The 26,963-nt window shown below is 53.7% G+C and carries 23 protein-coding genes; 7 read left to right on the top strand and 16 right to left on the bottom strand.

Annotated elements, in window-relative coordinates:
* Window positions 1-44: 44 nt before the first annotated feature.
* From gltP to nrfA, 7 genes are all read right to left on the bottom strand, one after another.
* Window positions 45-1,355, bottom strand: coding sequence for a glutamate/aspartate:proton symporter GltP (gene gltP / locus OGY09_RS22575; protein ID WP_020996087.1), 1,311 nt, complete (start codon window positions 1,353-1,355; stop codon window positions 45-47).
* 344 nt (window positions 1,356-1,699) lie between these two features.
* Entirely contained in the window at window positions 1,700-2,311 is a 612-nt protein-coding gene (gene nrfG / locus OGY09_RS22580) for a heme lyase NrfEFG subunit NrfG (protein ID WP_003826658.1), read from the bottom strand.
* Window positions 2,308-4,521, bottom strand: a complete 2,214-nt coding sequence (nrfF, locus tag OGY09_RS22585) for a heme lyase NrfEFG subunit NrfF (RefSeq protein WP_008786936.1) — start codon at window positions 4,519-4,521, stop codon at window positions 2,308-2,310. Before nrfF ends, nrfG begins: the two co-directional genes overlap by 4 nt.
* An 8-nt stretch (window positions 4,522-4,529) precedes the next feature.
* Entirely contained in the window at window positions 4,530-5,486 is a 957-nt protein-coding gene (gene nrfD / locus OGY09_RS22590) for a cytochrome c nitrite reductase subunit NrfD (RefSeq protein ID WP_032942109.1), read from the bottom strand.
* Window positions 5,483-6,154: a cytochrome c nitrite reductase Fe-S protein gene (gene nrfC / locus OGY09_RS22595; RefSeq protein ID WP_003031761.1), complete on the bottom strand. Its 672-nt coding sequence runs from the start codon at window positions 6,152-6,154 to the stop codon at window positions 5,483-5,485. Before nrfC ends, nrfD begins: the two co-directional genes overlap by 4 nt.
* A complete protein-coding gene (nrfB, locus tag OGY09_RS22600; RefSeq protein ID WP_003826649.1) occupies window positions 6,151-6,717 on the bottom strand; it encodes a cytochrome c nitrite reductase pentaheme subunit in 567 nt (188 codons plus the stop codon). Before nrfB ends, nrfC begins: the two co-directional genes overlap by 4 nt.
* 44 nt (window positions 6,718-6,761) lie before the next feature.
* Window positions 6,762-8,198 (bottom strand): ammonia-forming nitrite reductase cytochrome c552 subunit, encoded by a 1,437-nt coding sequence (gene nrfA / locus OGY09_RS22605; RefSeq protein WP_003826647.1) that lies wholly within the window; start codon window positions 8,196-8,198, stop codon window positions 6,762-6,764.
* Window positions 8,199-8,632: 434 nt separating this feature from the next.
* On the opposite strand from nrfA, the gene acs reads away from it, so the two are divergent.
* The 3 genes from acs (at window position 8,633) to actP (ending at window position 12,794) form a co-directional block, all read left to right on the top strand.
* Complete coding sequence (acs, locus tag OGY09_RS22610) at window positions 8,633-10,591, top strand: acetate--CoA ligase (RefSeq protein WP_032942108.1); 1,959 nt, start codon at window positions 8,633-8,635, stop codon at window positions 10,589-10,591.
* 242 nt (window positions 10,592-10,833) lie between these two features.
* Entirely contained in the window at window positions 10,834-11,148 is a 315-nt protein-coding gene (locus OGY09_RS22615) for a DUF485 domain-containing protein (RefSeq protein ID WP_003031750.1), read from the top strand.
* Window positions 11,145-12,794, top strand: a complete 1,650-nt coding sequence (gene actP, locus OGY09_RS22620; RefSeq protein WP_008786931.1) for a cation/acetate symporter ActP — start codon at window positions 11,145-11,147, stop codon at window positions 12,792-12,794. The genes OGY09_RS22615 and actP overlap by 4 nt, the downstream gene beginning before the upstream one ends.
* A gap of 45 nt (window positions 12,795-12,839) precedes the next feature.
* Here the strand turns inward: actP and OGY09_RS22625 are convergent, their stop codons facing one another.
* Both OGY09_RS22625 and OGY09_RS22630 read right to left on the bottom strand, forming a co-directional pair.
* Window positions 12,840-13,529, bottom strand: coding sequence for an LrgB family protein (locus OGY09_RS22625; protein ID WP_032942106.1), 690 nt, complete (start codon window positions 13,527-13,529; stop codon window positions 12,840-12,842).
* On the bottom strand, window positions 13,522-13,932 hold the full coding sequence (locus OGY09_RS22630) for a CidA/LrgA family protein (RefSeq protein WP_003826638.1): 411 nt from the start codon (window positions 13,930-13,932) through the stop codon (window positions 13,522-13,524). The genes OGY09_RS22625 and OGY09_RS22630 overlap by 8 nt, the downstream gene beginning before the upstream one ends.
* Window positions 13,933-14,033: 101 nt before the next feature.
* Here OGY09_RS22630 and OGY09_RS22635 point away from each other — a divergent pair, with 101 nt between their 5' ends.
* The gene (locus tag OGY09_RS22635; RefSeq protein WP_032942105.1) at window positions 14,034-14,924 is read left to right on the top strand and encodes a LysR family transcriptional regulator; all 891 of its coding nucleotides are present in this window, start codon (window positions 14,034-14,036) and stop codon (window positions 14,922-14,924) included.
* Between the two features lie 75 nt (window positions 14,925-14,999).
* Here OGY09_RS22635 and OGY09_RS22640 read toward each other — a convergent pair whose 3' ends face one another.
* The 5 genes from OGY09_RS22640 to soxR all read right to left on the bottom strand — a co-directional run bounded on the left by OGY09_RS22640 (window position 15,000) and on the right by soxR (window position 20,287).
* Window positions 15,000-15,491 carry an REP-associated tyrosine transposase gene (locus OGY09_RS22640; protein WP_032942104.1) on the bottom strand — a complete coding sequence of 164 codons (492 nt, stop codon included), beginning with the start codon at window positions 15,489-15,491 and terminating at the stop codon, window positions 15,000-15,002.
* 295 nt (window positions 15,492-15,786) lie between these two features.
* On the bottom strand, window positions 15,787-15,963 hold the full coding sequence (locus OGY09_RS22645) for a hypothetical protein (RefSeq protein WP_164079407.1): 177 nt from the start codon (window positions 15,961-15,963) through the stop codon (window positions 15,787-15,789).
* A 103-nt stretch (window positions 15,964-16,066) separates the two neighbouring features.
* Window positions 16,067-17,713 (bottom strand): Na+/H+ antiporter, encoded by a 1,647-nt coding sequence (locus OGY09_RS22650; protein ID WP_003826634.1) that lies wholly within the window; start codon window positions 17,711-17,713, stop codon window positions 16,067-16,069.
* Between the two features lie 157 nt (window positions 17,714-17,870).
* Window positions 17,871-19,220 (bottom strand): guanine/hypoxanthine transporter GhxP, encoded by a 1,350-nt coding sequence (gene ghxP / locus OGY09_RS22655; protein WP_003826632.1) that lies wholly within the window; start codon window positions 19,218-19,220, stop codon window positions 17,871-17,873.
* A gap of 608 nt (window positions 19,221-19,828) precedes the next feature.
* The gene (gene soxR / locus OGY09_RS22660) at window positions 19,829-20,287 is read right to left on the bottom strand and encodes a redox-sensitive transcriptional activator SoxR (protein WP_003826630.1); all 459 of its coding nucleotides are present in this window, start codon (window positions 20,285-20,287) and stop codon (window positions 19,829-19,831) included.
* An 86-nt stretch (window positions 20,288-20,373) separates the two neighbouring features.
* Between soxR and soxS the strand changes: the two genes are divergently transcribed.
* A complete protein-coding gene (gene soxS / locus OGY09_RS22665) occupies window positions 20,374-20,697 on the top strand; it encodes a superoxide response transcriptional regulator SoxS (protein ID WP_003031731.1) in 324 nt (107 codons plus the stop codon).
* Window positions 20,698-20,699: 2 nt separating this feature from the next.
* On the opposite strand, the gene pdeC is transcribed toward soxS, so the two are convergent.
* Window positions 20,700-22,286 carry a cyclic di-3',5'-guanosine monophosphate phosphodiesterase PdeC gene (gene pdeC, locus OGY09_RS22670; protein ID WP_032942102.1) on the bottom strand — a complete coding sequence of 529 codons (1,587 nt, stop codon included), beginning with the start codon at window positions 22,284-22,286 and terminating at the stop codon, window positions 20,700-20,702.
* A 552-nt stretch (window positions 22,287-22,838) separates the two neighbouring features.
* Between pdeC and OGY09_RS22675 the strand changes: the two genes are divergently transcribed.
* Window positions 22,839-23,120 carry a YjcB family protein gene (locus tag OGY09_RS22675; RefSeq protein ID WP_003826625.1) on the top strand — a complete coding sequence of 94 codons (282 nt, stop codon included), beginning with the start codon at window positions 22,839-22,841 and terminating at the stop codon, window positions 23,118-23,120.
* A gap of 66 nt (window positions 23,121-23,186) precedes the next feature.
* Here OGY09_RS22675 and ssb1 read toward each other — a convergent pair whose 3' ends face one another.
* On the bottom strand, window positions 23,187-23,711 hold the full coding sequence (ssb1, locus tag OGY09_RS22680; protein ID WP_003826621.1) for a single-stranded DNA-binding protein SSB1: 525 nt from the start codon (window positions 23,709-23,711) through the stop codon (window positions 23,187-23,189).
* 251 nt (window positions 23,712-23,962) lie between these two features.
* Between ssb1 and uvrA the strand changes: the two genes are divergently transcribed.
* Window positions 23,963-26,785: an excinuclease ABC subunit UvrA gene (uvrA, locus tag OGY09_RS22685; RefSeq protein ID WP_003826619.1), complete on the top strand. Its 2,823-nt coding sequence runs from the start codon at window positions 23,963-23,965 to the stop codon at window positions 26,783-26,785.
* Window positions 26,786-26,963: the final 178 nt, after the last annotated feature.

Below are 26,963 nucleotides of genomic sequence, written 5' to 3' on the forward strand. Positions count from 1 at the left end.
CAACCCGGAGCAGGTTGCCGGATGGCGGCGTTGCCTTATCCGGCCTACAAGGCGGTCTTATCAAACTTACCTAATACTTCGCGCTCATAGGCCAGCGCTTTTTTGCGGTCAAATTTGTGTTCCCACTTGGAGATAACCAGCACCGCCAGTGCGTTACCCACCACGTTCAGCGCGGTACGCGCCATGTCGAGGATACGGTCAACACCGGCAATAAACGCCAGGCCTTCCAGCGGGATCCCCACGCTGCCAAGCGTAGCCAGCAGCACCACGAATGATACGCCCGGCACGCCCGCAATCCCTTTCGAGGTCACCATCAACGTCAACACCAGCACGATTTCCTGCCACAGCGACAGGTCGATACCATACAGCTGCGCAATAAAGATCGCGGCAATACTCTGGTACAGCGTTGAACCATCAAGGTTGAATGAGTAGCCGGTCGGCACCACAAAGCTGGTGATTGACGCCGGTGCGCCATAGGCTTCCATCTTCTCGATAATACGCGGCAATACGCTCTCGGAGCTGGCGGTAGAGTAAGCCAGAATCAACTCGTCTTTCAGAATGCGGATCAGGATCCAAATGCTCAAACCGCAGATACGCGCAACAATCCCCAGCACCACCAGCGCGAAGAACAGGATGGCAAAGTGCACCAACAGCACCAGCTTCGCCAGCGGCCACAGGGAGGCAAAACCGAAGTTTGCGACGGTAACGGCAATCAGCGCGAAAACGCCGACTGGCGCATAGCGCATAACCATGTGGGTCACTTTAAACATGGTTTCGGAAATAGAGCGGAACACGGTAACCAGCGGTTCGCGGTGAGTGGCCGGCAGGGAAGACAAACCTAAACCGAACAGCACCGAGAAGAAGATAATCGGCAGCATATCGCCTTTTGCCATCGAGGCGACGATATTGGTCGGCACCAGTGACAAAATTGTCCCCATCAAACCATGCGCGTGGCTCTGTACTTCTGCAGTCGTGCTTTGATATTTCGAAATATCCACGGTCGCCAGTTGCGACATATCAATCCCGGAACCCGGCTGGAACACATTAGCCAGCGTGATCCCAAGGATAATCGCCACGGTGGTGATCACTTCGAAATAGAGAATAGTTTTGGCGCCAATGCGGCCCAGCTGTTTTGCATCACCGACTCCGGCAATACCGACAACCAGCGTAGAGATGACAATGGGCACAACGATCATTTTGATCAGATGGATAAAGATATCGCCCGCCGGTGACAGCAGGTTTACAACCAGCCATTCACGGCTGTCACTATGGTAATGCAGGTAACTCCCTAGCAGAATGCCCAGCACCATGGCGATTAGAATCTGCCATGCCAGGCTGACTTTCAAATTTTTCATAACAACGGACTTCCTCGATGGAGCGCTATTCCACATGCGGTGTGTGGGAATAGTACATACTGAAAGGGTATGAATTGTGTTGCGTTCGTTTATGGAGTTTTTTAACGCTTATTATCATTATCATCTGCATGGCATTCCGCGCAACCCTCTAAGAACAGGGCTTTTGGCTGATTTTATGCATAAAAATGCAATTTTATCGCGGTATTGATGAATAACTTTTTGTTATAAAAGAATTTTAATATGTTCAAAAATGAAGAAGTCATGGTGTGAGTTTTTTTCGCCCATTTGTTCGTTTGCCTGTTTTTTAAACAGGCCAAATGATACAAATCACAAAAAAAACAAATTTATTTTTGCCGATTCTGCAATAACTTCGCCATATTAATAGAGTCAACGAGCTGTGCCCGGTTCACCCTAGGCGAGTTTAAATCCATAACCTTTTGCCACACTGAAATAGCCTGGGCGTAGTCTGCCTGCATAAACGCATCTGAGGCTAACAGCATCAGCGCGGTGACCTCTGCCGGGTCCAGCGCCAGAGCCTTATCAATCATTTCGCGAGTGGGCGGCGTCATATGTTGTCCGGCCTGGTAATACAATACCGTTGCCATCGCGGAATAGATCTCAGCATTTTCACCGCCGACACGCAGCGCCTGCTCGTAGGCCAGCAGCGCATTATGATACGCGTTTTGCCAAAGATAGTACTCCCCGAGTTGCGCCCATTTCACGCCGTCCTGGGGATTAGCGCGAATCTGCGATTGCAGCAAAAGCAACTGTTTTTCCTGAACATTCTCATCGGAGAAAGCATGTAAAGGGTCCGCCAGTCTCGTCTGCTCCTGACGAACCGCCTGCCATTTTGGCGTCAACAAGTAGCCTCCAATGCAGGCCACAACCATCAGCACCGCCGCAGCGGTCAGCCGCTTCACAGGCATTGGGCGTAACAGCGGTTCGGACTGGTTCATTGTTCACCTTCCTCCGTATGCTGACGTCTTCTCACTCGCCAGACCACCACACCTACCAGCAATAACAGCAGGCACGGCAACGCCCACAGCAGCAGCGTTTGCTCATTCAGCGGCGGATTATAACGAACGAAGTCACCGTAACGCTCGGTCATCCATGTCGTGATCTCAGCTTCGCTTTTCCCTTCCGCCACCATGCTATAAACCTGATGGCGCATACTGACCGCTACCGGCGCATTGGATTCCAGCAAGTTTTGGTTTTGACACTGCGGGCAGCGAAGCTGGCTGGCAATGGACAGCGCTTGTTCCTGCTGTTGCGGATTTTCAAAGCGCCAGGTATCCACAACCTGGGCATGGGTGGTAAAAGGTAGAAAAATCAGTAAAGCCACAAGTAACATCGTTTTGCCGGATGGCGGCGTGAACGCCTTATCCGGCCTACCATGCTTTTCACTCGTAGGCCTGATAAGCGCAGCGCCATCAGGCAATAACTCTGGATGCTTCCTTCCTCGCCATGCGCTCAGCAGCGCGCCAAAGACCATTAATAGTCCCCCACCCCAAATCCAGCGCACGCCGGTCTGCACGTACAAACGCATGGCATAGCGGTCAGGTCCGGTTTTTTCACCCATTACCGCGTACCAGTCATGCATCAGATTCCAGCGGATCCCCGGCTCCATCATCTGTTGACGGCGCGCGGCATAGAAGCGCCTTTCGGGTTGCAGGCTGCCAATACGTTTCTCATTGTGCCACAGCGTGATCTGCGCTTTTTCACTGGTGTAGTTACCTTTGGCTTCCAGGTCGAGACGCTCAAAACGGAAAATGTAACCCGCCAGTTCAACCTGCTGCCCAGGGCTCAGGTTCAGGCTTATCTCCTGACGGCTACCGCTGGAAAAGACGATCCCCGCCGCAAACACCAGCACCCCGGCATGCGCCAGCAGTGCCGGAAGCTGGATGCGGAAAGACACGTTGCGGCTTCTGACCGTTGCCAGCACGATAACCAGCAGCATCAGCAGGCCAAAGGGCAGCGTAGCGCGGTTAAAGTACGGTGCGCCTACGGAGAGCCGTCCCCAGCCGAACAGCCCGTAAATCATCGGGTAGAGCGTGCCAATCAACACAATCAGCAGCACCGCACTAAAGAGCAGCAGCGCAACCAGAATCAGCATCTCGCGTGACCAACCGCCAAAACGCGCATTCTGCCGGACTTGCTGGCCCCGCCAGGCGTACAGCCCGAGCGACGCCAGACTCAACACGGTAAACAGCGCAAACAGGGGCGCGGCGCGGACGTTATCCAACGCGAAAGCATGTACCGAAACGAGAATGCCGGAACGTACAATCAGCGTCCCAAGCAGCGATAAAATCAGCGTGACGATCGCCAGTAGCAGCGACCAGTGGCGGAAGATTCCGCGCTGGCGCGTGATATACAGGCTATGCAGCAGCGCGCTAGCGGAAAGCCAGGGTAATAAGGAGGCATTTTCAACTGGGTCCCAGAACCACCAGCCGCCCCAGCCCAGCTCGCAGTAGGCCCACCAGGAGCCGAGGATAATCCCCAGCGTCAGCGCGCACCAGCCGGGCAGCGCCCAGCGCCAGCACACCCAGGCGCTCTGCGCATTAAAGTCACCACGTAGCAGCGAGGCCAGCGCCACGCCTGCCGCCACCATCAAACCACCGTAACCCAGGTACAGCAGAGGTGGATGGAGGATTAACCCGAGATGTTGCAGCATCGGGTTAAGGTCGCGCCCTTCAATGGCTGGCGGGAAGATACGCACAAACGGATCGGACCATACCACCACAAACAGTAGCAGCAGGGCCGTAATCATTGAGAGGACGCTGAGCGTCAGCGGAAACAGCGCGTCGGTATCACGCCGATAGCGTAAAGCGAACAGCGCGCTCCAGCCGGAAAGAAACAGCACCCACAGCAGCAGCGATCCTTCATGACCGCCCCACACCGCCGCCAGTTTTAATCCCCACGGCAGTAGACTGTAGCTGTGCTGAGCAACGTAGACCACCGAAAAGTCGCTGGTCAAAAAGCAGAATACCAGAATGGCAAAAGCCAGCAGTAGCAGGGTAAATTGCGCCCACACGCCCACCGTTGCAAGGCGCATCACCCCTTGCCAGCGCTGGCGGACACCCACCAACACGGCAAGCGGGGTCAACACGTTGACCCCAAGGCTTAATAACAGCGCCAGAAAACCGGCTTCAGGAAGGAGAACGTCCAGATATCACCTTACGCAACGGTTAGCTGACCCGCATAGAGTATAAAAAAACGCAGCAGCAGTACGCCGGTCAGGCTGGCGCCGCACACTGCCAGCACGCCATGAAACGTCGAACTGCGGTTGGCCCAGGGTTTTAGCAGCATCGGCAGTATCAGCCCAAGCCCAGCCACGCCAAGCCAGAACCACCAGGTCCAGAATCCACCGCCCAGTGCCGCCGCCAGCGCGCGCATTTTGCCGTCATCGCCCAGCGCCAGACCAACAAAGAACGCCGCCAGCAGGAAGATCTCCAGCCATACCACCGGGACTTCCATACGATGCACAAAGTGCGCTTCGGTGCTGTGCGGGTTGCTACGATGGCGTAACGCCATGGCGATCAGCGCCACCGCGGCGCCGGAGGAGATCCCAGAGAACAGGAACAGCACCGGCAGGATCGGGTTATTCAGGAACGGGTAAGATTTCAGCGCCGACAGAAGAAAGCCGGTGTACGCCCCGAGCAGGACCGCCAGCACCAGCATTAACGTCTCAAGCGCACGATGGAACGGCGCAATCAGCGTCAATACTTTCTGCACGATACCTAACCGCGGCAGCCAGCGCTGTTGCAGGGCAATCACTTCTTTTTCAAAGATTTTTGCCAACCACAGCACTAACACCACCATGTACAACTGGAACAGCATGACCCCCATCGACATCACCGAAGTGAAGCTGTAGTGGAACATCAGTTTCCAGAAGGTCCATGGACGCGTCAGGTGGAACACCAGAATCAACAGACCGAGGATAATCGCCCCCGGCCCTAACACCAGCGTAGTGCGCAGCAGCGTGCTGTCCGAACCGCCCGCCTCCGGATGGAAGCGACGCAGCAGAATCGCCAGCGTGACCAGTCCGGCAGAGATACCTATCAGGAACAGATAGATGGCAATGGGCCAGTCCCACACCAGTGATTCAAAATGAAATGCAGAAGCGGATGTCATTGGCTCACCTCCCCAAATTTAAAGGGAACGCGGTAGACCTTCGGTTTTGTACCCAACGCCAGCTTGTAACGGTAGGTCGTTTTCTGCTGCAACAAACGGGATATATCGCTGTTGGGATCGTCCAGATTACCAAACGTCAGCGCCTTCGTCGGACATGACTCAACGCAGGCGGGCTGTTTGCCCGCTTTCAGGTTGGTTTTCCGGCAGAAATCGCATTTATCCGCCGTTTTGCTCACCGGATGGATAAAGCGCACGCGATAAGGACACGCGGCAATGCAGTACTGGCAGCCAACGCAAAGGTCCGGGTTCACATCCACAATGCCGCTGGCGGCATCGCGATACGATGCCCCCGTCGGGCAGACGTCAACGCAGGGAGCGTGGTCGCAGTGCTGGCACGAATGACGGAAGAAGCGATACTTCACATCAGGAAACGTCCCCTGCGGCTCACTGCGAATAATCGTCAGACGCGATACGCCTTCCGGCACGTTGTTGACTTCGCGACAAGCATCCATACAGGCCGTACAGCCGATGCATAATGACTCATCATGTACCATACCGTAACGCACGCCGTTGATGTTCAGCGTCTTCGCCACAACGCGCCCCGCCGTCCCGCTCACTGCCACCAGCGCGCCGACGCCGGTGATAAACTGGCGACGAGAGCAACTCATGGATGCTCCTTAAGCAACGGAATCGACGCCGGGTTAAAGTTCGGATTGTTACGCTGATCGCTATGGCAATCGACGCAAATCTTGATCCGTCCTTTATCGCTCAGCGTTTGCATCGTGTCTTGCTTCGGATGCAGTGAGTGACAGCTGGCACACGCCACTTTGGTTACGTGGACATCGTGCGGCCAGAACGCTTTTTGCAGCTGCTCAGGCAGGTGACAGGACATACAGACGCTGTTCTGCTGCTCCACGTTGTACATCGGCTCATTAAAGCGCATCACATCTTTCACCCCTTCACGGTGGTTCGGTGACGGCTGGCCGTGACAGTTGGTGCAGGTGACCGGCAGTTTGTTATTCGGGTTGATGACTTCCGCATGCTTACCATGCATGCCTTCGGTATCCGGCTTGTGACAGTCCAGACAGGCGGCATCCGGATTACGCTGTTGGGTAACCGTCCAGCGTTGATCCGACTCCTGCGGCGTTGGCGTGGCAGTGATTCCACTCAGGCTCCATAACAAGCCTGACGCCAGCACCCCAGCAGTTAATAACGAACGTAATACGCTCATATTCACTCCGTTGAGTTATCCGCCCCTTGCGGGGCGAAATGGGGTTATTGGCTTAACAGACCGTTTTTACGTGCCTGATCTTCCCACTGTGGAATCACCGTTTTGATGAAGTCCTGCTTCTCAGCATTGATTTGCTGCATGTTCAGACCAATCGCCGCCTGGGCTTTCTCTTTGGTCGAGATATCCGGCAACGGAATTTCATGCGTGATGCCTTTGGTCGCCAGCAGACGGACCAGTTTGGTACGCGCGTCGGCGGCTTTATCCATTGCGCTACCCAGCATCCGCAGACCTTCTTCCGGGGCGTGCATATGAATGCCGTGTGAGGCGATAGACAGGTCCCAACGCCATTGTGCGTGACGGATATCTTCCAGAATCGGCTTCATTTCCGCTTCAGTCGCGCCCGCATCCCATGCGGCTTTCGCTTCGAAGTGCGCACGAACCAGCTGATCTTCAACTTTGATTTTCAGGTCATGAATAGCCTGTTTACGCTCGGCGACCACTTTTTGCAGGGACGCTTTGTCCTGGGTGTGGCAGTTCGCGCAGGTCTGAGGGAAGTTGTCGAACGGGTTACCAATCTTATGGTCGGTGTAGATCTTGCCTTCCGCGTTTTGCACTTTCGGCATGTGGCAGTCGATACAGGTCACGTTGTTCTTGCCGTGAATGCCCGCGCTCCAGGTTTCATACTCCGGGTGCTGCGCTTTCAGCATCGGCGTTTTAGACAGAGAGTTGGTCCAGTCAGAGAAAGCAATGTTGTCGTAGTATTTCTCCATGTTCTCGACTTTCATGCCGTCGTCCCACGGGAACTTAACGGCTTTGTTTTTACCGTCGAAGTAGTATTCCACGTGGCACTGGCCGCAGACCATGGATTGCTGGTCAAAGCGACCGGCTTTCTCAAACGGTTTACCGATGGCTTCCATCGCGCGTTCTGCATAAGGACGCGACAGGGTCAGTTCTGGCTTGCCTTTGGCGAAGTCTGGTGACGCGGTATTATGGCAATCCGCACAACCGAGGTTGTTAACAATTTCCGGACCGCCGCGCGCCCATTTACCGTGGAAGTAGCCATCTTCACCGTCTTTCTGGATAAGACGCGCTACGTCCGGGCTTTTACAGCTCCAGCAGGCCATCGGCAACGGACCATCTTCTGCCGTTTTTGGTGCGCCGGTACGTAAGGTTTCACGGACATCGGTCACGGCATACGCGTGTCCCCGCGGTTTGTTGTAATCGCGCGAGAATGGGTATCCCGCCCACAGGATCACCAGACGCGGATCTTCTGCCAGTGCATCTTCACGGGCTGATTGCTCAGACGTGGCTTTCCAGGAGAGATATTGATCGGGATGCTGAGGTGCGAAGGTTTCATTCTTCGCTTCAACGGTGACGGTTTTTGCAGGTACAGAAGTTTGTTCAGCGTGAACAGCAGAAATAAATAATAAAGGTAATAACAGGCTGAAGAAACGGCGTACGCGTGATTTTATCCTTGCCATAGGGGTCTCATCCAGATGACGCCATTATCTGCAATGGCGGTTCTTTTATTGTTTTCCACAACAGCAACCACACGAATACTGTCATGACATTGCTCCACCCTATTTGTAACAAGAAACCACACTGAAAATGTTGTCTTTAATCAATTGTAAGTGTATGTAAAATACCACTTTAGAGTTATAACACCCCTCTAATCTCTCACTCTTTTGTCTAATTCAGAGACAGATCACCTTTTCAACAATCCTTTAGATAACTGCATGTTATCGCGAGATTTAATCAATTTTTGCTAGTTCCCTTCAAAATTCAGTTTGTCGCTAATTTGCACAATTCGTTTATTGCGTGATCTGCCGCGCAAATACTAAACAAAACTCTCAAAGCCCCTACATTTAACGTTTATGAGACATATTATTAACATCCTACAAGGAGAACAAAAGCCATGAGCCAAATACATAAACACGCTATTCCCGCAAACATTGCGGATCGTTGCCTGATAAATCCGGAGCAGTACGCAGAGAAATACCAGCAATCCGTTAACGAACCCGACACATTTTGGGGCGAGCAAGGAAAGATTCTTGATTGGATCAAGCCGTACAGCCAGGTGAAGAACACCTCCTTCGCACCAGGCAACGTGTCTATTAAATGGTACGAAGACGGCACCCTGAACCTGGCCGCAAACTGCCTTGACCGTCACCTGCAGGCAAATGGCGATCGTACCGCCATCATCTGGGAAGGCGATGACGCTACCCAAAGCAAAAACATTACCTATCGCGAGTTGCATCGCGATGTCTGCCGTTTCGCCAATACGCTACTGGATTTAGGCATTAAAAAAGGTGACGTAGTGGCCATTTATATGCCGATGGTGCCAGAGGCTGCGGTTGCCATGCTGGCCTGTGCCCGCATAGGGGCCGTGCATTCTGTCATCTTCGGTGGTTTCTCACCGGAAGCCGTCGCCGGACGTATTATCGACTCCAATTCACGCCTGGTGATCACCGCCGACGAAGGCGTACGCGCCGGGCGCGCTATCCCACTGAAAAAGAACGTGGATGATGCGCTGAAAAACCCAAACGTGAAAACCGTTGAACATGTGGTCGTCCTCAAACGTACCGGTGGTAAAACGGAGTGGCAGGAAGGCCGTGACCTGTGGTGGTCCGATCTTATCGAGAAAGCCAGCTCAGAACACCAACCGGAAGAGATGAAGGCGGAAGATCCGCTGTTTATCCTGTATACCTCCGGTTCAACCGGCAAGCCGAAAGGCGTGCTGCACACCACCGGCGGGTATCTGGTCTACGCTGCAACCACCTTTAAGTACGTGTTTGATTACCATCAGGGCGATATCTATTGGTGCACCGCTGACGTGGGTTGGGTAACCGGACACAGCTACCTGCTGTACGGCCCGCTGGCCTGCGGTGCAACCACGCTGATGTTCGAAGGCGTACCAAACTGGCCAACGCCTGCGCGTATGTCGCAGGTTGTGGACAAGCACCAGGTCAATATTCTGTATACCGCACCGACCGCCATTCGCGCACTGATGGCAGAAGGCGACAAAGCGATTGAAGGTACTGACCGTTCGTCGCTGCGTATCCTGGGTTCCGTTGGCGAGCCGATCAACCCGGAAGCGTGGGAGTGGTACTGGAAGAAGATCGGCAACGAAAAATGTCCGGTCGTCGATACCTGGTGGCAGACCGAAACCGGGGGATTCATGATCACCCCACTGCCGGGCGCTACCGAGCTGAAAGCCGGTTCCGCAACCCGTCCGTTCTTTGGCGTGCAGCCTGCGATTGTCGATAACGAAGGTAATCCGCTGGAAGGCGCGACCGAAGGCAACCTGGTGATTACCGACTCGTGGCCAGGCCAGGCGAGAACGCTGTTTGGCGATCACGAACGCTTTGAGCAAACCTACTTCTCTACCTTCAAGAATATGTACTTCAGCGGCGACGGCGCGCGCCGTGACGAAGATGGCTATTACTGGATTACCGGACGTGTGGACGATGTGCTGAACGTCTCTGGCCACCGTCTGGGAACGGCTGAAATCGAATCGGCGCTGGTGTCGCATCCGAAGATTGCCGAAGCCGCGGTGGTGGGAATTCCGCATAATATTAAAGGCCAGGCGATCTACGCCTACGTCACGCTGAATCACGGTGAAGAGCCGTCACCTGAGTTGTACGCCGAGGTTCGCAACTGGGTGCGTAAAGAAATTGGTCCGTTGGCAACGCCAGACGTGCTGCACTGGACCGACTCACTGCCGAAAACCCGCTCCGGCAAAATCATGCGCCGCATCCTGCGCAAAATCGCGGCGGGCGATACCAGCAATCTGGGCGATACCTCGACCCTCGCCGATCCTGGCGTCGTGGAGAAACTGCTCGAAGAGAAGCAGGCCATCGCGATGCCATCATAACAAAGTCCTGAAAATGCCGGATGGCGACGCGAAAGCGTCTTATCCGACCTACAAATCTGACCCTACCCTCTCTTCACCGGGAGGGAAATATAAAAAACCTCCCCCAAAGGATTTCGTGTTACAGGAAGGCGGCAAGCGAGCACATCCCCAAGAGCATAGTTCACTATGTGACTGGGGTGGGCGAGTGCGGCCAACGAACCTGTAGCACGAAAGACGCAGGGGGACCTCTGGAGAGCTCTGTGATGAATGACCAAATTTATCAGCGGATAGAAGACAGTGCGCGTTTCAGGGAGTTAGTAGAAAAACGGCAACGGTTTGCCACCATTCTGTCCATCATCATGCTGGCAGTTTATATCAGCTTTATATTATTGATTGCCTTTGCGCCAGGCTGGCTGGGTACTCCGCTACACGCGGGAACCAGCGTCACCCGCGGTATTCCGATTGGGGTCGGTGTGATCCTTATCTCCTTCATCCTGACCGGGATCTACATCTGGCGGGCAAACGGTGAATTCGATCGCCTGAACAATGCGGTTTTGCACGAGGTTAAAGCATCATGAAGAGAGTCCTGACGGCGCTTGCCGCCACGCTGCCCTTCGCCGCAAACGCGGCGGATGCTATTAGCGGTGCAGTCCAACGCCAGCCAACCAACTGGCAGGCGATTATTATGTTCCTGATTTTCGTCATCTTTACGCTCGGCATTACCTACTGGGCGTCAAAGCGCGTACGTTCGCGCAATGACTATTACACCGCTGGCGGTAACATCACCGGTTTCCAGAACGGGCTGGCGATTGCGGGCGACTATATGTCGGCGGCATCGTTCCTCGGGATTTCCGCGCTGGTCTTTACCTCCGGTTATGACGGGCTGATCTATTCACTCGGCTTCCTGGTCGGCTGGCCAATTATCCTGTTCCTGATTGCTGAGCGTTTGCGTAACCTGGGTCGTTACACCTTTGCAGACGTTGCGTCTTATCGTCTGAAGCAAGGGCCAATCCGTATTCTGTCTGCCTGTGGTTCCCTGGTGGTGGTTGCGCTGTATCTGATCGCGCAGATGGTTGGCGCAGGTAAGCTGATTGAGCTGCTGTTTGGTCTGAACTATCACATCGCTGTCGTACTGGTTGGCGTGCTGATGATGATGTACGTTTTGTTTGGCGGCATGTTGGCGACCACCTGGGTACAGATCATCAAAGCCGTACTGTTGCTGTTCGGTGCCAGCTTCATGGCCTTTATGGTGATGAAACACGTCGGCTTTAGCTTCAATAATCTGTTCACCGAAGCGATGGCGGTACACCCGAAAGGTTCAGCCATTATGAGCCCGGGCGGGTTGGTAAAAGACCCAATCTCCGCACTGTCGTTAGGTCTCGGCCTGATGTTTGGTACGGCGGGCTTGCCGCACATCCTGATGCGCTTCTTCACGGTTAGCGATGCCCGTGAAGCACGTAAGAGCGTGTTCTACGCCACCGGTTTTATGGGTTATTTCTATATCCTGACCTTTATCATCGGCTTTGGCGCAATCATGCTGGTAGGTGCAAATCCGGCGTACAAAGATGCTGCGGGCGCGCTGATTGGCGGTAATAACATGGCGGCGGTTCACCTGGCGAATGCGGTGGGCGGTAACCTGTTCCTCGGCTTCATCTCGGCAGTGGCGTTTGCCACCATTCTGGCGGTGGTTGCCGGTCTGACGCTGGCGGGCGCATCGGCAGTGTCTCACGACCTGTACGCTAACGTGTTCCGCAAAGGCGCCACCGAACGTGAAGAGCTGCGGGTTTCGAAAATCACCGTGCTGGTGCTGGGCGTGATTGCCATCGTGCTCGGCGTGCTGTTCGAAAACCAGAACATCGCCTTCATGGTCGGCCTGGCGTTCGCCATCGCGGCGAGCTGTAACTTCCCCATCATTCTGCTCTCTATGTACTGGTCGAAACTGACCACGCGTGGCGCAATGTTGGGTGGCTGGTTAGGCCTGCTGACGGCAGTGGTGCTGATGATTCTTGGTCCAACGATTTGGGTCCAGATCCTCGGTCACGAAAAAGCCATTTTCCCGTATGAGTATCCGGCGCTGTTCTCCATCAGCGTAGCATTCCTCGGGATCTGGTTCTTCTCTGCCACCGACAACTCAGAAGAAGGCAACCGCGAACGCGAGCAGTTCCGTGCTCAGTTCATCCGTTCCCAGACCGGGTACGGTGTAGAACAAGGTCGCGCGCACTAACTTCCCTTCTCCTCCGGCTTTCAGGCCGGAGGATTACATCCTTTCTCAGAACATCAGCCTCGCCACCAGCGGTGCCACCAGCACCATTACCACGCCGGAAAGCATCATCACCAGGCTGGCAACGACCCCTTCCTGCTGACCGAGTTCATAAGAGCGTGCCGTGCCTGCGCCGTGCGATGCTGCGCCAAATCCTGCGCCTTTCGCCATCCCTTCACGAATGGAAAGCCGTAAAAACAGCACATCGCCGACCGCCATACCAAATACGCCGGTCACCACCACGAACAATGCCACCAGGTCCGGCTGCCCGCCCAACGGTTCTGCCGCCGCCAGCGCAAACGGTGTGGTGACGGAGCGCACCGCCAGACTGCGTTGGATCTCATCAGGCAACATAAACAGGCGCGCCAGCCATACGGAACTGGTGACGGCCACCAGCGTTGCCGTTACCACGCCCGCCGTCAGCGACATCCAGTGACGCTTAATCACGGCAAGGTTGTCATACACCGGAACGGCAAACGCGATGGTCGCCGGGCCTAACAACCACAGCAACCAGTGCGATTCACCGATATAGTTTTGCCAGGAGATATGGCCGAAAACCAGTATCAGCACCAGCAGGGCCGGGGTGAGAACTAATGGCATCAGGGGTAATTTACGAAAACGGCGATACAGACGCTTATTGGCAAAGTAGATACCCAGCGTAATCACCAGACACAATACGCTTAGCTGGAAATTACTCACGGTTTAGCCTGCGCATTTCATAGCGATACACTTTATCCACCACCCACGCCGTTGCGCCGAGCACCATCAGCGTACTGATCGCAATCACGGCAAATATACGCCAGCCATCAACCAGCAACAGCTGCGTGTAGTTCACAACGGCGACCACCGCCGGAACAAAAAACAGCAGCATTTCAGCCAGTAACCAGCGAGCACCTGCGCGAATCCAGTTCAGCGGGATAACCCGGCAGACAATTAACGCCAGCATCAGCACCATCCCGACCAGGTTGGCAGGAAGCGGTAGATGCAGCCAGGAGACAAGATATTGAGCAAATACAAAAAGACCTGCGTACAACAGAACCTGAACAGGAATCTGGAGTCGATGAATAACAGCAGGCGTCACGCGGCTTATCGCCACAGCCATGAGGGTATGTCCTTAAAAAATAGAGAGCGCCAGTATAGAGAGCCCCCTTCCAGGACTGAAATGAATTAAACTCATTGCAGGCATAGTCTTAAGGAATAATCATGGATATCAGAACGCTGCGATATTTTGTTGAAGTGGTTCGTCAGCAGAGCTTTACCCGCGCAGCGGAGAAGCTTTTTGTCACCCAGCCCACCATCAGCAAGATGTTGAAGAACCTTGAAGACGAGCTTAACTGCACGCTGTTAATCCGCGATGGTCGGCGACTGCTGTTAACCGACACCGGGCAGGTCGTTTTCGAACGCGGCCTGGCGATCCTTGCCGAGTTTCGCCAGCTTGAAGCGGAACTCAGTGACATAAATCACCTCAACAAGGGCGTGCTGCGCCTCGGTATCCCGCCCATGGTGGGGATGTTAATGGCTGGGCCGATCGGCCTGTTTCGCCAGCGCTATCCCGGCGTTGAGCTGAAGGTCTCTGAATTTGGCGGCTTAACCGTTCAGCAGGCGGTAATGAACGGTGACCTGGATGTCGCGATGACCGCGCTGCCAGTTGAAGAAGAGAGCGGTCTGGCAACCTTACCGCTTTTTAGCCATCCACTCTGCGTGTTGGTTCCTCGCTCCGGTCAGTGGACAACGTGCGAATCCATTTCCCCCGAGGCGCTGGCGGAACATCCGCTGCTTATCTACAACGAAGATTTCGCGTTGAGCCGCCAATTGCTTGAGCTGTTTAGCCAACACAACGTCAAGCCCCGCATCGCGGTTCGCAGCGGGCAGTGGGATTTTCTGGCGGCAATGGTACAAGCCGGGGTCGGGATTGCCATTTTACCGGAGCCGATTTGCCAGCGGCTGGATAAGCAAACGTTGCGCTGGATCCCTCTGGAGAGCGACTTACGCTGGCAGTTGGGCATGATTTGGCGCGAAGGCGTTTATCTGTCGCACAGCGCCCAGGCGTGGCTCAAATGCTGTGAAGGGTTTTGGCTACCGCAAGCGTCGTAAAATGCCGGATGCGGCTAACGCCTTATCCGGCCTACATCGGTATGCCGGTGTTGTAGGCCTGATAAGCGTAGCGCATCAGGCACGTTCACCCGCATTAAAATCCATGATTTCACCTGCCCAATCTTGCGGGTACAAACCGTGCCTCACATCACGATGAAATGTTGAAAAAGGCCAAGCCTGTACCTGCTTTACCCAACCGTGCTTCACTGGGTTAATGTAAATATAATCAACATGCTGGCGATAATCATGTTCATCACGGATGGTGTGCTCCCAAAAGCGAGATTGCCAGATATGTCGGGAAGACAATGAGTGGGTGAAATGCTTCTTAATTTCCCGCCAGCGAGAGGAATAATCCGCATCATTGCCAGGTAACGTCCATATACAATGCATATGCTCGGGTAAAACGACCCACGCATTGATGCGAAAAGGCCTAACCTTTTTGACCGCAGCGATTGCACACCGAAGCGCGTGAATGTTGTCTGTCAGAAGATGGCTTCGACGGTCCTGCAGATTTACCGTAAAAAACCAGGTTCCCCCATTGATGTAATTTCGTCGATAGTTGGACATGTTTCCCCCTTTCCTCAACCGTATGGAGAAAAGAGGGAATCGACAAGAGGGATGGATTCGTTCAGGAAAGCCGCTCGCAAATTACACGATGAATAATTTCTTGCAGCCAGTTGCGCGGCATTTGGCCCACCCTTCGCCGGATGCGGCTAACGCCTTATCCGGCCTACATCACTATTGCCGGTCTTGTAGGCCTGATAAGCGTAGCGCATCAGGCACACCCTTCGCCGGATGCGGCTAACGCCTTATCCGGCCTACATCGGTATGCCGGTCTTGTAGGCCTGATAAGCGTAGCGCATCAAGCACACCCTTCGCCGGATGCGGCTAGCGCCTTATCCGGCCTACATCGCTGTTGCCGGTCTTGTAGGCCTGATAAGCGTAGCGCATCAGGCACACCTTTCGCCGGATGCGGCTGACGCCCTATCCGGCCTACATCGCTATTGCCGGTTTTGTAGGCCTGATAAGCGTAGCGCATCAGGCACCCCTTCGCCGGATGCGGCTAGCGCCTTATCCGGCCGCCTACATCGCTGTTGCCGGTCTTGTAGGCCTGATAAGCGTAGCGCATCAGGCACTACCGTTTACTGATTCTCAATCAACAGCGCTTCCAGCAAATCCAGGTCGTGCAGTAGTTTTTGCAGCGTTTCATTGCTGATTTCACGCGTGGCGCGCAGGTGATAAAGCTCCGCGCGTTCTGAACGCAGCGCTGCCAGGCGGAAACGTCGCTCGAGGTTTTCTTCCTGCATCGAGCTTTCCACATCGTTGCGCCCGTCGGCGCGTCGACGCAGGTTACCAATCACGCGTGAACTCACCTCGGTGAGCAACTGGTTATCGATGTTCTCTTCGGTGTCCGCGGCCAGTCGCTCCTCCATTTTCTGGATAGCGACAATCGCCACTTCTGCCGTGGCGGCGCGGGCGATACGTTCCTCTTTCTGCTGCTGCGAGTGGTCTGCCACTTCCAGATGTTGTAGCAGAATCGGCAGCATCACCACGCCGACAAACAGCGAGAACAGGATCACGCCTGCGGCAAGGAAGATCAGCTCATATCGCGCCGGGAAGCCGCTACCGTCCGGTAACAACAGTGGAATGGAGAGCACACCGGCGAGGGTAATGGCCCCGCGTACACCGGCAAAAGAGGCGATCATGATTTCACGCGTCGTCCAGGATCCAAACTCCATCGGTTTTTTCTTCAGGAAGCGCAGACTGAACTTTTTCATGGTCCACAGCCAGCCAAAACGTACCAGCATTAGCGCCACGTAAATCAGCACGACATCGGTAAACAGCATCCAGATTTCAACATTCGGATCGGCCTCGGCAGCCGCCAAAGAAGACTCCAGAATCCCCGGTAACTGTAGCCCTAACAGCAAGAAGACCATGCCGTTAAACACAAACTCCAGCATCGCCCAGGTACTGTTAGCACGTAAACGCATCGCCAGCGGCGCGCGGCGCATCACCCCGGAACGGGTGATCGTCATCCCGGCAGCGACCGCCGCGAGGATACCGGAAACGCCGATATGTTCCGCAATCAGGTAAGATGCAAACGGCAGCAGGAACAGCAGGACGATTTGCGTTGCCGGCTCGTCACCGCCCCAGCGGCTAAGGAAGCGCAGGGAGCGGCCGTACAGCCAACTGACGACAAAACCAGCCAGGATGCCGCCAATCGCCACTTTGAAGAACTCAAGCGTTGCGCCACCAACGGTGAATACCATTGTCCCCATCGCCACGGCGACGGCAAACTTCAGAGAGACCAGACCGGAGGCGTCGTTCATCAACGCTTCGCCCTGCAGGATACCCATGATTTTCTTCGGTATACGTCCCTCTCCCACAATGCCGGAAAGTGCGACGGCATCGGTTGGCGATAGCACAGCAGCCAGCGCAAAGGCTGGGATGAGAGGGATCCCCGGCACCAGCCAGTAAATCATAAATCCAATGCCGACCACCGTGACCAGCACCAGCGCCAGTGCCAGGCCGAAAATCTCTCGCCCGTGCTCGAGAAACTCACGCGTTGGTGTCTTCCAGCCATCGGCAAAGAGCAGCGGCGGGATGAACAGAACCAGGAACAGCTCAGGATCGAATTCCACATGCAAACCAAACGTCGGCCACGCCAGCAAGGCGCCGATGGCGATCTGCATAAGGGGTAAAGGAAGTTGGAAGGGCAATACGCGAGTAAATACCCCCGACAGCGAGACCACAAGGGTCATGATAAGTATGGTGAAAAAGATTTCCATGCGTTCCCTGTTTGCGATGTTTCTTATGATTGCTAATGAGAGGCGTCGTGCCTCAATTCTATCTAATTGAGAGTAACGCAAAAGACAACGAGTGTGTTCTGAAAATGAAAACGGGCGGCCAAAGCCACCCGTTTTTAGGATCGTCAGGAAATCAGAATCAGATAGCCCAACCGCCGGCGTAGAAGGCCACCAACGCGATGGCGATCACCACGGTGCCGATGTTCAGTTTGCGCCATTCACCAGAAACGATGCGGCCAATTACCAGGGTCGCAAAGCCAATCATGATGCCGGTAACGATGTTACAGGTCAGCACGATAAATACGGCCGTAACCAGTCCTGCCATTGCGTCGACAAAGTCAGCGAAATCGATTTTCGCGACGTTGCTCAGCATCAACAGACCCACATACATCAGCGCAGGTGCCGTTGCGTACACAGGAACAAGATAAGAGAGCGGAGAGAGGAACAGGATCAGCAGGAACAGTACGCCAACGGTGATCGCTGTCAGGCCAGTTTTACCGCCTGCCGCCGTACCCGCTGCGGATTCAATGTAAACCGCCGCCGGAGCTGCACCCACCAGACCAGAGAACACGCTGCTCAGGGAGTCAGTGGTCAGCGCTTTGCCACCGTCGATAATCTGTCCGTCTTTATCCAGCAGATTCGCCTGTCCGGCTACCGCGCGGATGGTTCCGGTTGCATCGAAGACAGCGGTCATGACCAGCGCCAGCACGCTCGGCAGGACAATCGGGTTCAGTGCACCCATGATATCCAGGCTGCCGATCAGCGAGTTGCCGTTTTCATCACTCAGAGACGGCATGGCAAAAATGCCGGAGAAATGCACGGCCGGGTCGAAAATCAGACCAACCACGGAAATACCGATAATGGTCAGCAGAATGCCACCCGGTACTTTCAGTTTTTCGAGGCCAATAATCACCGCCAGACCAATTAACGACATAATGACCGGGAAGGTATCGAAGTCACCCAGCGCAACCGGCAGGCCGTCCAGCGGGTTCTTAATTACCAGACCGACACCGTTTGCCGCAATCAGCAGCAGGAACAGGCCGATACCAATCCCCGTACCATGCGCAACGCCCTGCGGCAGATTGCGCAGGATCCAGCTACGGATACCGGTCGCGGAAATGATGGTAAACAGGACACCCATCAGGAACACCGCACCCAGCGCAACGGGCACGCTAATATGTTGGCCCAGCACCAGGCTGAATGCGGTAAATGCGGTCAGAGAAATGGCACAACCAATTGCCAGCGGCAGGTTTGCCCACAGGCCCATCACAATAGAACCGACGCCCGCGACCAGACAGGTCGCCACAAATACAGCAGCAGGTGGGAACCCGGCTTTACCCAGCATCCCCGGAACCACGATAACGGAGTAGACCATGGCCAGGAAGGTCGTTAATCCGGCAACGACTTCCTGACGAACGGTACTGCCGCGGAGCGAAATTTTAAACCAGGCGTCGAGTGAACCGCCGGTACGCGCTGAAGGCGTAGACATAGAAAACATCCCCTGAGAGTTTATTTTTTCGTCATTATGCGTGCTGGACAATCCACTGCCTGCTAAACGTTTTCTCCATGTGCCAGGTTTGCGTCAATAGGGGTGTCGCAAAAAAGCAAACGTTTAGCTCCGCGCATAAAAAACGGGTGGTAAAAAAAAGCAAACGATTATCCAGCGATCATACGCTGGTTTTCAACTGAACTTTGCCGCTTTTTACTCATTTCTTCTTATAACGCGCAAGAAATAACCAGTCGATGCGCAAACGTTATCGTCAATGCGCAATTTGGCAACAAATTTCGCGGAGTTATTACAACATCGGCGTGTTTATTTCGCGCAACTCGCGCAAGAAAACAGGTGAAGATGCGTAAAATTTTTTGGCTAAAAAATCACCATTTCACTGGCAAATGGAGGGAGGTGGCTTACACTTACATTATCAACACAGGCCGGAACCTCCCCTAATGTGCTCGACTGAGGGGTGTTGATGTCGGGGGAAACCCTCCCGTGAACCAGCGGGATAGAGTGAAAGACAAAGACCGGAACCAAACTAAAGCGCCCTCTGTGGCGCTTTAGTTTTATATCCTTCATACCCGTCACATATTTTAAACCAATTAATCATCTTCCAGCAGCCGCGCTCCGGTCCCCTGCTCGCCAAGCTGATCGCCTGGGTTACGCAATGGGCAATCGCTACGTGACAAGCATCCGCAACCAATACACCCATCCAGCTCATCGCGTAGCGCCACCAAAGTATGGATGCGTCGGTCCAGTTCTTCACGCCATTGCGAAGAGAGCTGCTTCCACTCTTTGGCACTAAGCGAATGCCCCTCAGGTAATACACCTAACGCGTCACCGATCGTGGCCAGCGGGATCCCGATGCGTTGAGCAATCTTGATTATCGCGACGTAACGCAACACATCACGTTTGTATCGCCGCTGATTGCCGCTGTTGCGCATGCTACTGATTAACCCTTTGCTTTCATAGAAATGCAGGGTCGATACCGCCACGCCGCTACGTTTGGCGACTTCACCTGGTGTGAGCAGCGCTTTTATCCGGGGTAATTTCTTTTCCATAAATCGCTTTACCTCAAGTTAACTTGAGGAATTATACTCGCCCACAGACAAAACGACGAATCGAATACTGAGAAAGAGGCAGCCCTATGTCCCATCAGCAGATTATTCAGACCCTTATTGAATGGATTGATGAACATATCGATCAACCGCTCAACATTGAGGCGGTGGCGAAAAAATCAGGTTACTCGAAGTGGTATTTACAAAGAATGTTCCGCACGGTGACGCGCCAGACCTTGGGTGACTACATCCGCCAGCGTCGACTTTTGCTGGCCGCCGTTGAACTACGGACAACTGAGCGACCTATTTTTGATATCGCGATGGATCTTGGTTATGTGTCGCAACAAACCTTCTCGCGTGTGTTTCGCCGCGAATTTGATCGTACTCCCAGCGACTACCGCCATCGTCTGTAATATTATTGCCCGCTCTGCGTCAGTATGGCGGGCGACCGTTGTATCCAGTGCATGAACTCCTGCGGCGGCAGCGCCTTCGCAAAATACCAGCCCTGACAATACTGTACGCCGCGTTCAAGCAGCCATTCGATTTGCTCCTTCGTTTCCACCCCTTCCGCAATCGTCTTCAGGTGTAAGCTTTGTGCCATCTCAATAATATGTTCGGCAATCAAGTGACTGGTGCTGTTAGTGGACAACGTGCTAATAAACGATTTGTCGATCTTCAGGATATCGACATTCAGCGCTGACAAATTATGCAGATTGGAATATCCCGTGCCAAAATCATCAAATGCCACTTCATAACCCGCCTTACGGAACGCCTGGATTACGGGGGTCATTTTATGTACATCTATGAACCCACGCTCGGTCACTTCAACTTTAATTTGCTGGGCCGCCACGGAGTACTCACGATTTTTGTCGTTAATCAGGGCAATCAATCGGGATGAATGAAAGTCAGAAGCGGAAAGGTTAATCGATATAGAAAGCTGAGGATGCGCCGAAAGAAAATACCCCAAATCGTTGAACACCTCTTCAACGACATAATCCGTGATCCGCTCAATCATTCCCTCTTTTTCAGCCAGTGGAATAAACTCCGTCGGGCTCATCACCTCACCTTTACAGCCCGGCCAGCGCAGCAGAGCTTCAGCGCCAACACATTGACCGTTCTTGATATCAATAATCGGCTGGTAATGCAGGCAAAGCTGACGTTTTTTGATCGCGCGTTTTAATAAGCGCCGGGGAGATAAGTATTCCTGACGCGTGCGCCACCACATTAGCAATATCAGGATGCTGCAGATAATCCCGAAGGGAATGGTTAATGCCGCCTCGTGATAGAAAATCTGACTTACGCGGTTGTCTGAGGTCGACACAATAATCGCAATTGGACGTTTTTCTGAATGCACGATGGTGTAGAAGCGATCGTCTTGTTGAAAGGTCGAGGCTTCACCGCGTATGAGCGGCGCGAATTGCGCAATATTTGCCGCTTCACTAGCAGAGAAAAACGTATCCGTTACTGTGTCATACACGCCCCAGGAGAGATCCGGATCATCTGACATGACTTCGCTGTAGGACAATGGATTGATGACTGCGACGTAGTTTCCGCGTTGCATGTACGTCATTCTGTAGCCAGCGAAAAAAGGGGTATCGCGGTAGTAATAGATGGCGATATCCGGCGTACGTTTATAGTCAGGTGTCGGCATAATATAAGTAACAGGCGGTGCCATAGACGTAGAGCACAAAAAATGATCGCCCTGCGCATAAATTAGCTCACTGATATATAAACGACCGCGAATAATATTTAGCATACTTTTCTGATGTGCCGGGGTACACATCTTACCCTGATACAACTGGGCCATATCACGCGCCAAATCAGCTTGTAGGATCACCAATTCTGTTTTATTTAACACCAGTTGAGCAAAAGAGCGGAGTTGGCTATGGGTTTCGGTCATCGCCCGGATGTGCGCAAACCATATCGCCAGCACCACGGGGAACAATACCACCATGAATGTTCCCAGGAACTTCAGCATCTTGCGTCGCGCACTGTGATTCATGTCAGCCCTATTTCCCTGTTTCGTATATGCCAGAACCCATCAAGGCAGGATGCTATAAACACCGACTGATTAAGTTGCATGAATCTATCAGTATTAGCAACAGACTTCTCTATGTAAAAGTCTGATAATAGTTGATGATGATATTATTTTTCCGTAAGGCAAACTTAAAGTTATGCTTATTTCATAACGTTATTATCCCCACGGAGTAATTTTTTATGAGCATTATCCTGGCTGCATTTAAGAAATTCATTAATTTTTTTTAACGTTTAATTTAGGATAAATATAACAAGCAGACTAAATACATGTTTAAAACATGGTTATTTATTATCAACTCTTCATTAAACAAAACCACACACTTGAAGTGGTTATAAGCCTACAAAAATAACGGCCAATACTGGTGAACAAACGACCAGACGTGATATAGTTCACAAAAATCATGTAACAGAAACAATGTTTCATTCATGTTATTGCCCGTCGATAGCCAGAGTATCACACCCTCGGTGAACACCCCCGCGCTGTCCTGGGCATCCAGACTTTCTGAGGACGTTTTTCATGGCGACAATAACAACTGGCGTGGTTCTTCTGCGGTGGCAACTACTCAGCGCGGTGCTGATGTTTTTAGCCAGTACGCTCAATATCCGTTTTCGTAAATCAGATTATATTGGCCTGGCCGTCATTAGCAGCGGTTTAGGGCTGGTTTTTGCCTGCTGGTTTGCGACTGGATTGCTCGGCATAACCCTGGTGGATATGTCCGCTATCTGGAAGAACATTGAAACCGTAATGGTTGACGTGATGAGCCACACACCGCCAGATTGGCCGATGGTGTTGAACTGATAACAAAATTGCATATGGCTACCCCAGTCTTGAGGTAGCCATTATTTTCAGCGTAGCGCAGTGGGATTAGAACGGAATATCGTCGTCGAAATCCATCGGCGGCTCATTAGACGGTGCTGCCGGCGCTGACTGTTGCGGGCGAGACTGTGCGCCGCCGCTGAACTGGTTGCCACCCTGCGGCTGCTGAGGTTGACCCCAACCGCCCTGCTGCTGACCGCCACCTGCCGGAGCACCACCACCCTGACGACCACCCAGCATTTGCATGGTGCCGCCAACGTTAACCACAACTTCTGTGGTGTACTTTTCTACGCCGGACTGATCGGTCCATTTGCGGGTACGCAGCTGACCTTCGATATAGACCTGAGAACCTTTACGCAGATATTCGCTGGCCACTTCCGCCAGTTTGCCGAACAACACAACACGGTGCCATTCAGTCTGCTCTTTCATTTCACCGGTCGCTTTATCACGCCAGGATTCGGAAGTAGCCAGCGTAATGTTGGCAACTGCGCCACCATTCGGCATATAGCGTACTTCCGGGTCCTGGCCCAGATTACCGACGAGAATCACCTTGTTTACGCCTCTGCTGGCCATGATCGTGTCTCCTGAAAAACGTTACTGAATAAGTGTAAGCGCGGGATTGTAGCATTTCCAATAGCGCTTTTACTACGTTGCGAAGTTGATTCCAGTAAACAACCCCAGCCAGACATTGTTGCACAGACGTCTGCGTTTTGCATTCCAATACTGTATATCCATTCAGGTCAGGTTGTGTCATAATTAACCGTTTGTGATCGCCGGTAGCACCATGCAGCCAGGCAAAAAAGCGTTTAATCCGGGAAAGATGAATGGATAAGATCGAAGTTCGGGGCGCCCGCACCCATAATCTCAAAAACATCAACCTCGTCATCCCGCGCGACAAGCTGATTGTCGTCACCGGGCTTTCGGGCTCAGGCAAATCTTCGCTCGCTTTCGACACCTTATATGCCGAAGGGCAGCGTCGTTACGTTGAATCCCTTTCCGCGTACGCGCGTCAATTTCTGTCGCTGATGGAAAAACCGGACGTCGACCACATTGAGGGGCTCTCTCCTGCCATCTCAATTGAACAAAAATCGACGTCCCATAACCCGCGATCCACGGTAGGTACAATTACCGAAATTCACGACTATCTGCGTCTGCTGTTTGCCCGCGTTGGCGAGCCGCGCTGTCCGGATCACGACGTCCCCCTGGCAGCGCAGACCGTAAGCCAGATGGTGGATAACGTCCTGTCGCAGCCGGAAGGTAAGCGTCTGATGCTGCTGGCGCCGGTGATCAAAGAGCGTAAAGGCGAGCACACCAAAACGCTGGAAAACCTGGCAGGCCAGGGCTATATCCGCGCCCGTATCGACGGTGAAGTCTGTGACCTTTCCGATCCGCCCAAGCTTGAGCTGCAAAAGAAACACACCATTGAAGTGGTGATTGACCGCTTTAAAGTCCGTGACGATCTCACCCAACGACTGGCGGAATCCTTTGAAACCGCGCTGGAACTGTCCGGCGGTACGGCGGTCGTTGCCGATATGGACGACCCGAAAGCGGAGGAGCTGCTGTTCTCCGCCAACTTCGCCTGCCCTATCTGCGGCTATAGCATGCGCGAACTGGAACCGCGGCTGTTCTCGTTTAACAACCCGGCGGGCGCGTGTCCAACCTGTGACGGTCTCGGCGTGCAGCAATATTTCGATCCTGATCGGGTGATCCAAAACCCGGAACTGTCGCTAGCCGGTGGTGCTATCCGCGGTTGGGATCGCCGTAACTTCTATTACTTCCAGATGCTTAAGTCTCTGGCGGAACACTATAAGTTCGACGTTGAAGCCCCGTGGGCCAGCCTGAACCCTGCTGTGCATAAAGTGGTACTTTACGGTTCCGGTAAAGAGAATATCGAATTTAAATACATGAACGATCGTGGTGATACGTCCGTACGTCGCCATCCGTTCGAAGGCGTATTGCACAATATGGAGCGCCGCTATAAAGAGACGGAATCCAGCGCAGTACGTGAAGAATTAGCCAAGTTCATCAGTAACCGTCCTTGCGCTAGCTGTGAAGGGACGCGTTTACGCCGGGAAGCCCGTCACGTATTTGTTGAAAATACGCCGCTGCCTGCGATTTCTGACATGAGCATCGGTCATGCAATGGATTTCTTCAACAATCTGAAGCTTGCGGGTCAGCGGGCGAAGATTGCCGAGAAAATTCTTAAAGAGATTGGCGATCGTCTGAAGTTCCTGGTCAACGTCGGCCTCAACTACCTGACGCTATCGCGGTCGGCGGAAACACTCTCCGGCGGTGAGGCCCAGCGTATTCGCCTGGCAAGCCAGATCGGCGCGGGTCTGGTCGGTGTAATGTACGTACTGGATGAACCGTCTATCGGTTTGCATCAACGCGATAACGAGCGTCTGCTGGGTACGCTTATCCACCTGCGTAATCTGGGAAATACCGTCATTGTGGTCGAGCACGATGAAGATGCGATTCGCGCCGCTGACCACGTTATCGATATCGGCCCGGGCGCGGGTGTTCACGGCGGTCAGGTCGTCGCCGAAGGGACGCTCGACGACATCATGGCAGTGCCTGAGTCGCTGACCGGCCAGTACATGAGCGGTAAACGCAAGATTGAAGTGCCTAAACAGCGCGTTGCGGCTGACCCAGAGAAAGTGCTGAAACTCACCGGCGCACGCGGTAATAACCTGAAAGATGTCACCCTGACGCTGCCGGTAGGTTTATTTACCTGCATTACCGGTGTTTCCGGTTCGGGTAAATCGACGCTGATTAACGACACACTGTTCCCGATTGCACAGACGGCGCTAAACGGTGCGACGCTGGCTGAACCTGCGCCGTATCGCGACGTTCAAGGCCTGGAGCATTTCGACAAAGTGATCGACATTGACCAAAGCCCGATTGGCCGTACGCCGCGCTCTAACCCGGCAACCTACACCGGGGTGTTTACGCCAGTGCGCGAACTGTTTGCCGGTGTACCGGAGTCACGAGCACGCGGTTACACGCCGGGGCGTTTCAGCTTTAACGTCCGTGGCGGACGCTGTGAAGCCTGTCAGGGCGACGGCGTGATCAAAGTCGAAATGCACTTCCTGCCGGATATCTACGTGCCGTGCGATCAGTGCAAAGGCAAGCGCTATAACCGCGAAACGTTAGAAATTAAGTACAAAGGCAAGACTATCCACGAAGTGCTGGATATGACGATTGAAGAAGCGCGTGAGTTCTTCGATGCCGTTCCGGCGCTGGCGCGTAAGCTGCAAACGCTGATGGACGTTGGCCTGACGTACATTCGACTGGGTCAGTCCGCTACCACGCTCTCGGGCGGTGAAGCACAGCGCGTGAAGCTGGCGCGCGAGCTGTCCAAACGCGGTACCGGGCAAACGCTGTATATTCTCGATGAGCCGACCACCGGTCTGCATTTTGCGGATATTCAGCAACTGTTGGACGTGCTGCATCAACTCCGGGATCAGGGCAACACCATCGTGGTGATTGAGCACAATCTGGACGTGATTAAGACCGCAGACTGGATTGTCGATCTCGGTCCGGAAGGCGGCAGCGGCGGCGGCGAAATCCTTGTCTCCGGCACACCAGAAACTGTCGCTGAGTGTGAAGCCTCACACACGGCCCGCTTCCTCAAACCGCTGTTGTAATTACGCAACACTTGTCTGGCCTACAGAATACGCATAAAGCCTGTAGGCCGGATAAGGCGCTTACACCGCATCCGGCAACCGTTGTGCCTGATGGCGCTGCGCTTATCAGGCCTACGAAACTACAGATCAGGTATAAAGCCTGTAGGCCGGATAAGGCGCTTGCGCCGCATCCGGCTAC

It is taken from the genome of Citrobacter sp. Cpo071, from assembly GCF_030332765.1.
GTDB classification, from domain to species: Bacteria; Pseudomonadota; Gammaproteobacteria; order Enterobacterales; family Enterobacteriaceae; genus Citrobacter; species Citrobacter portucalensis.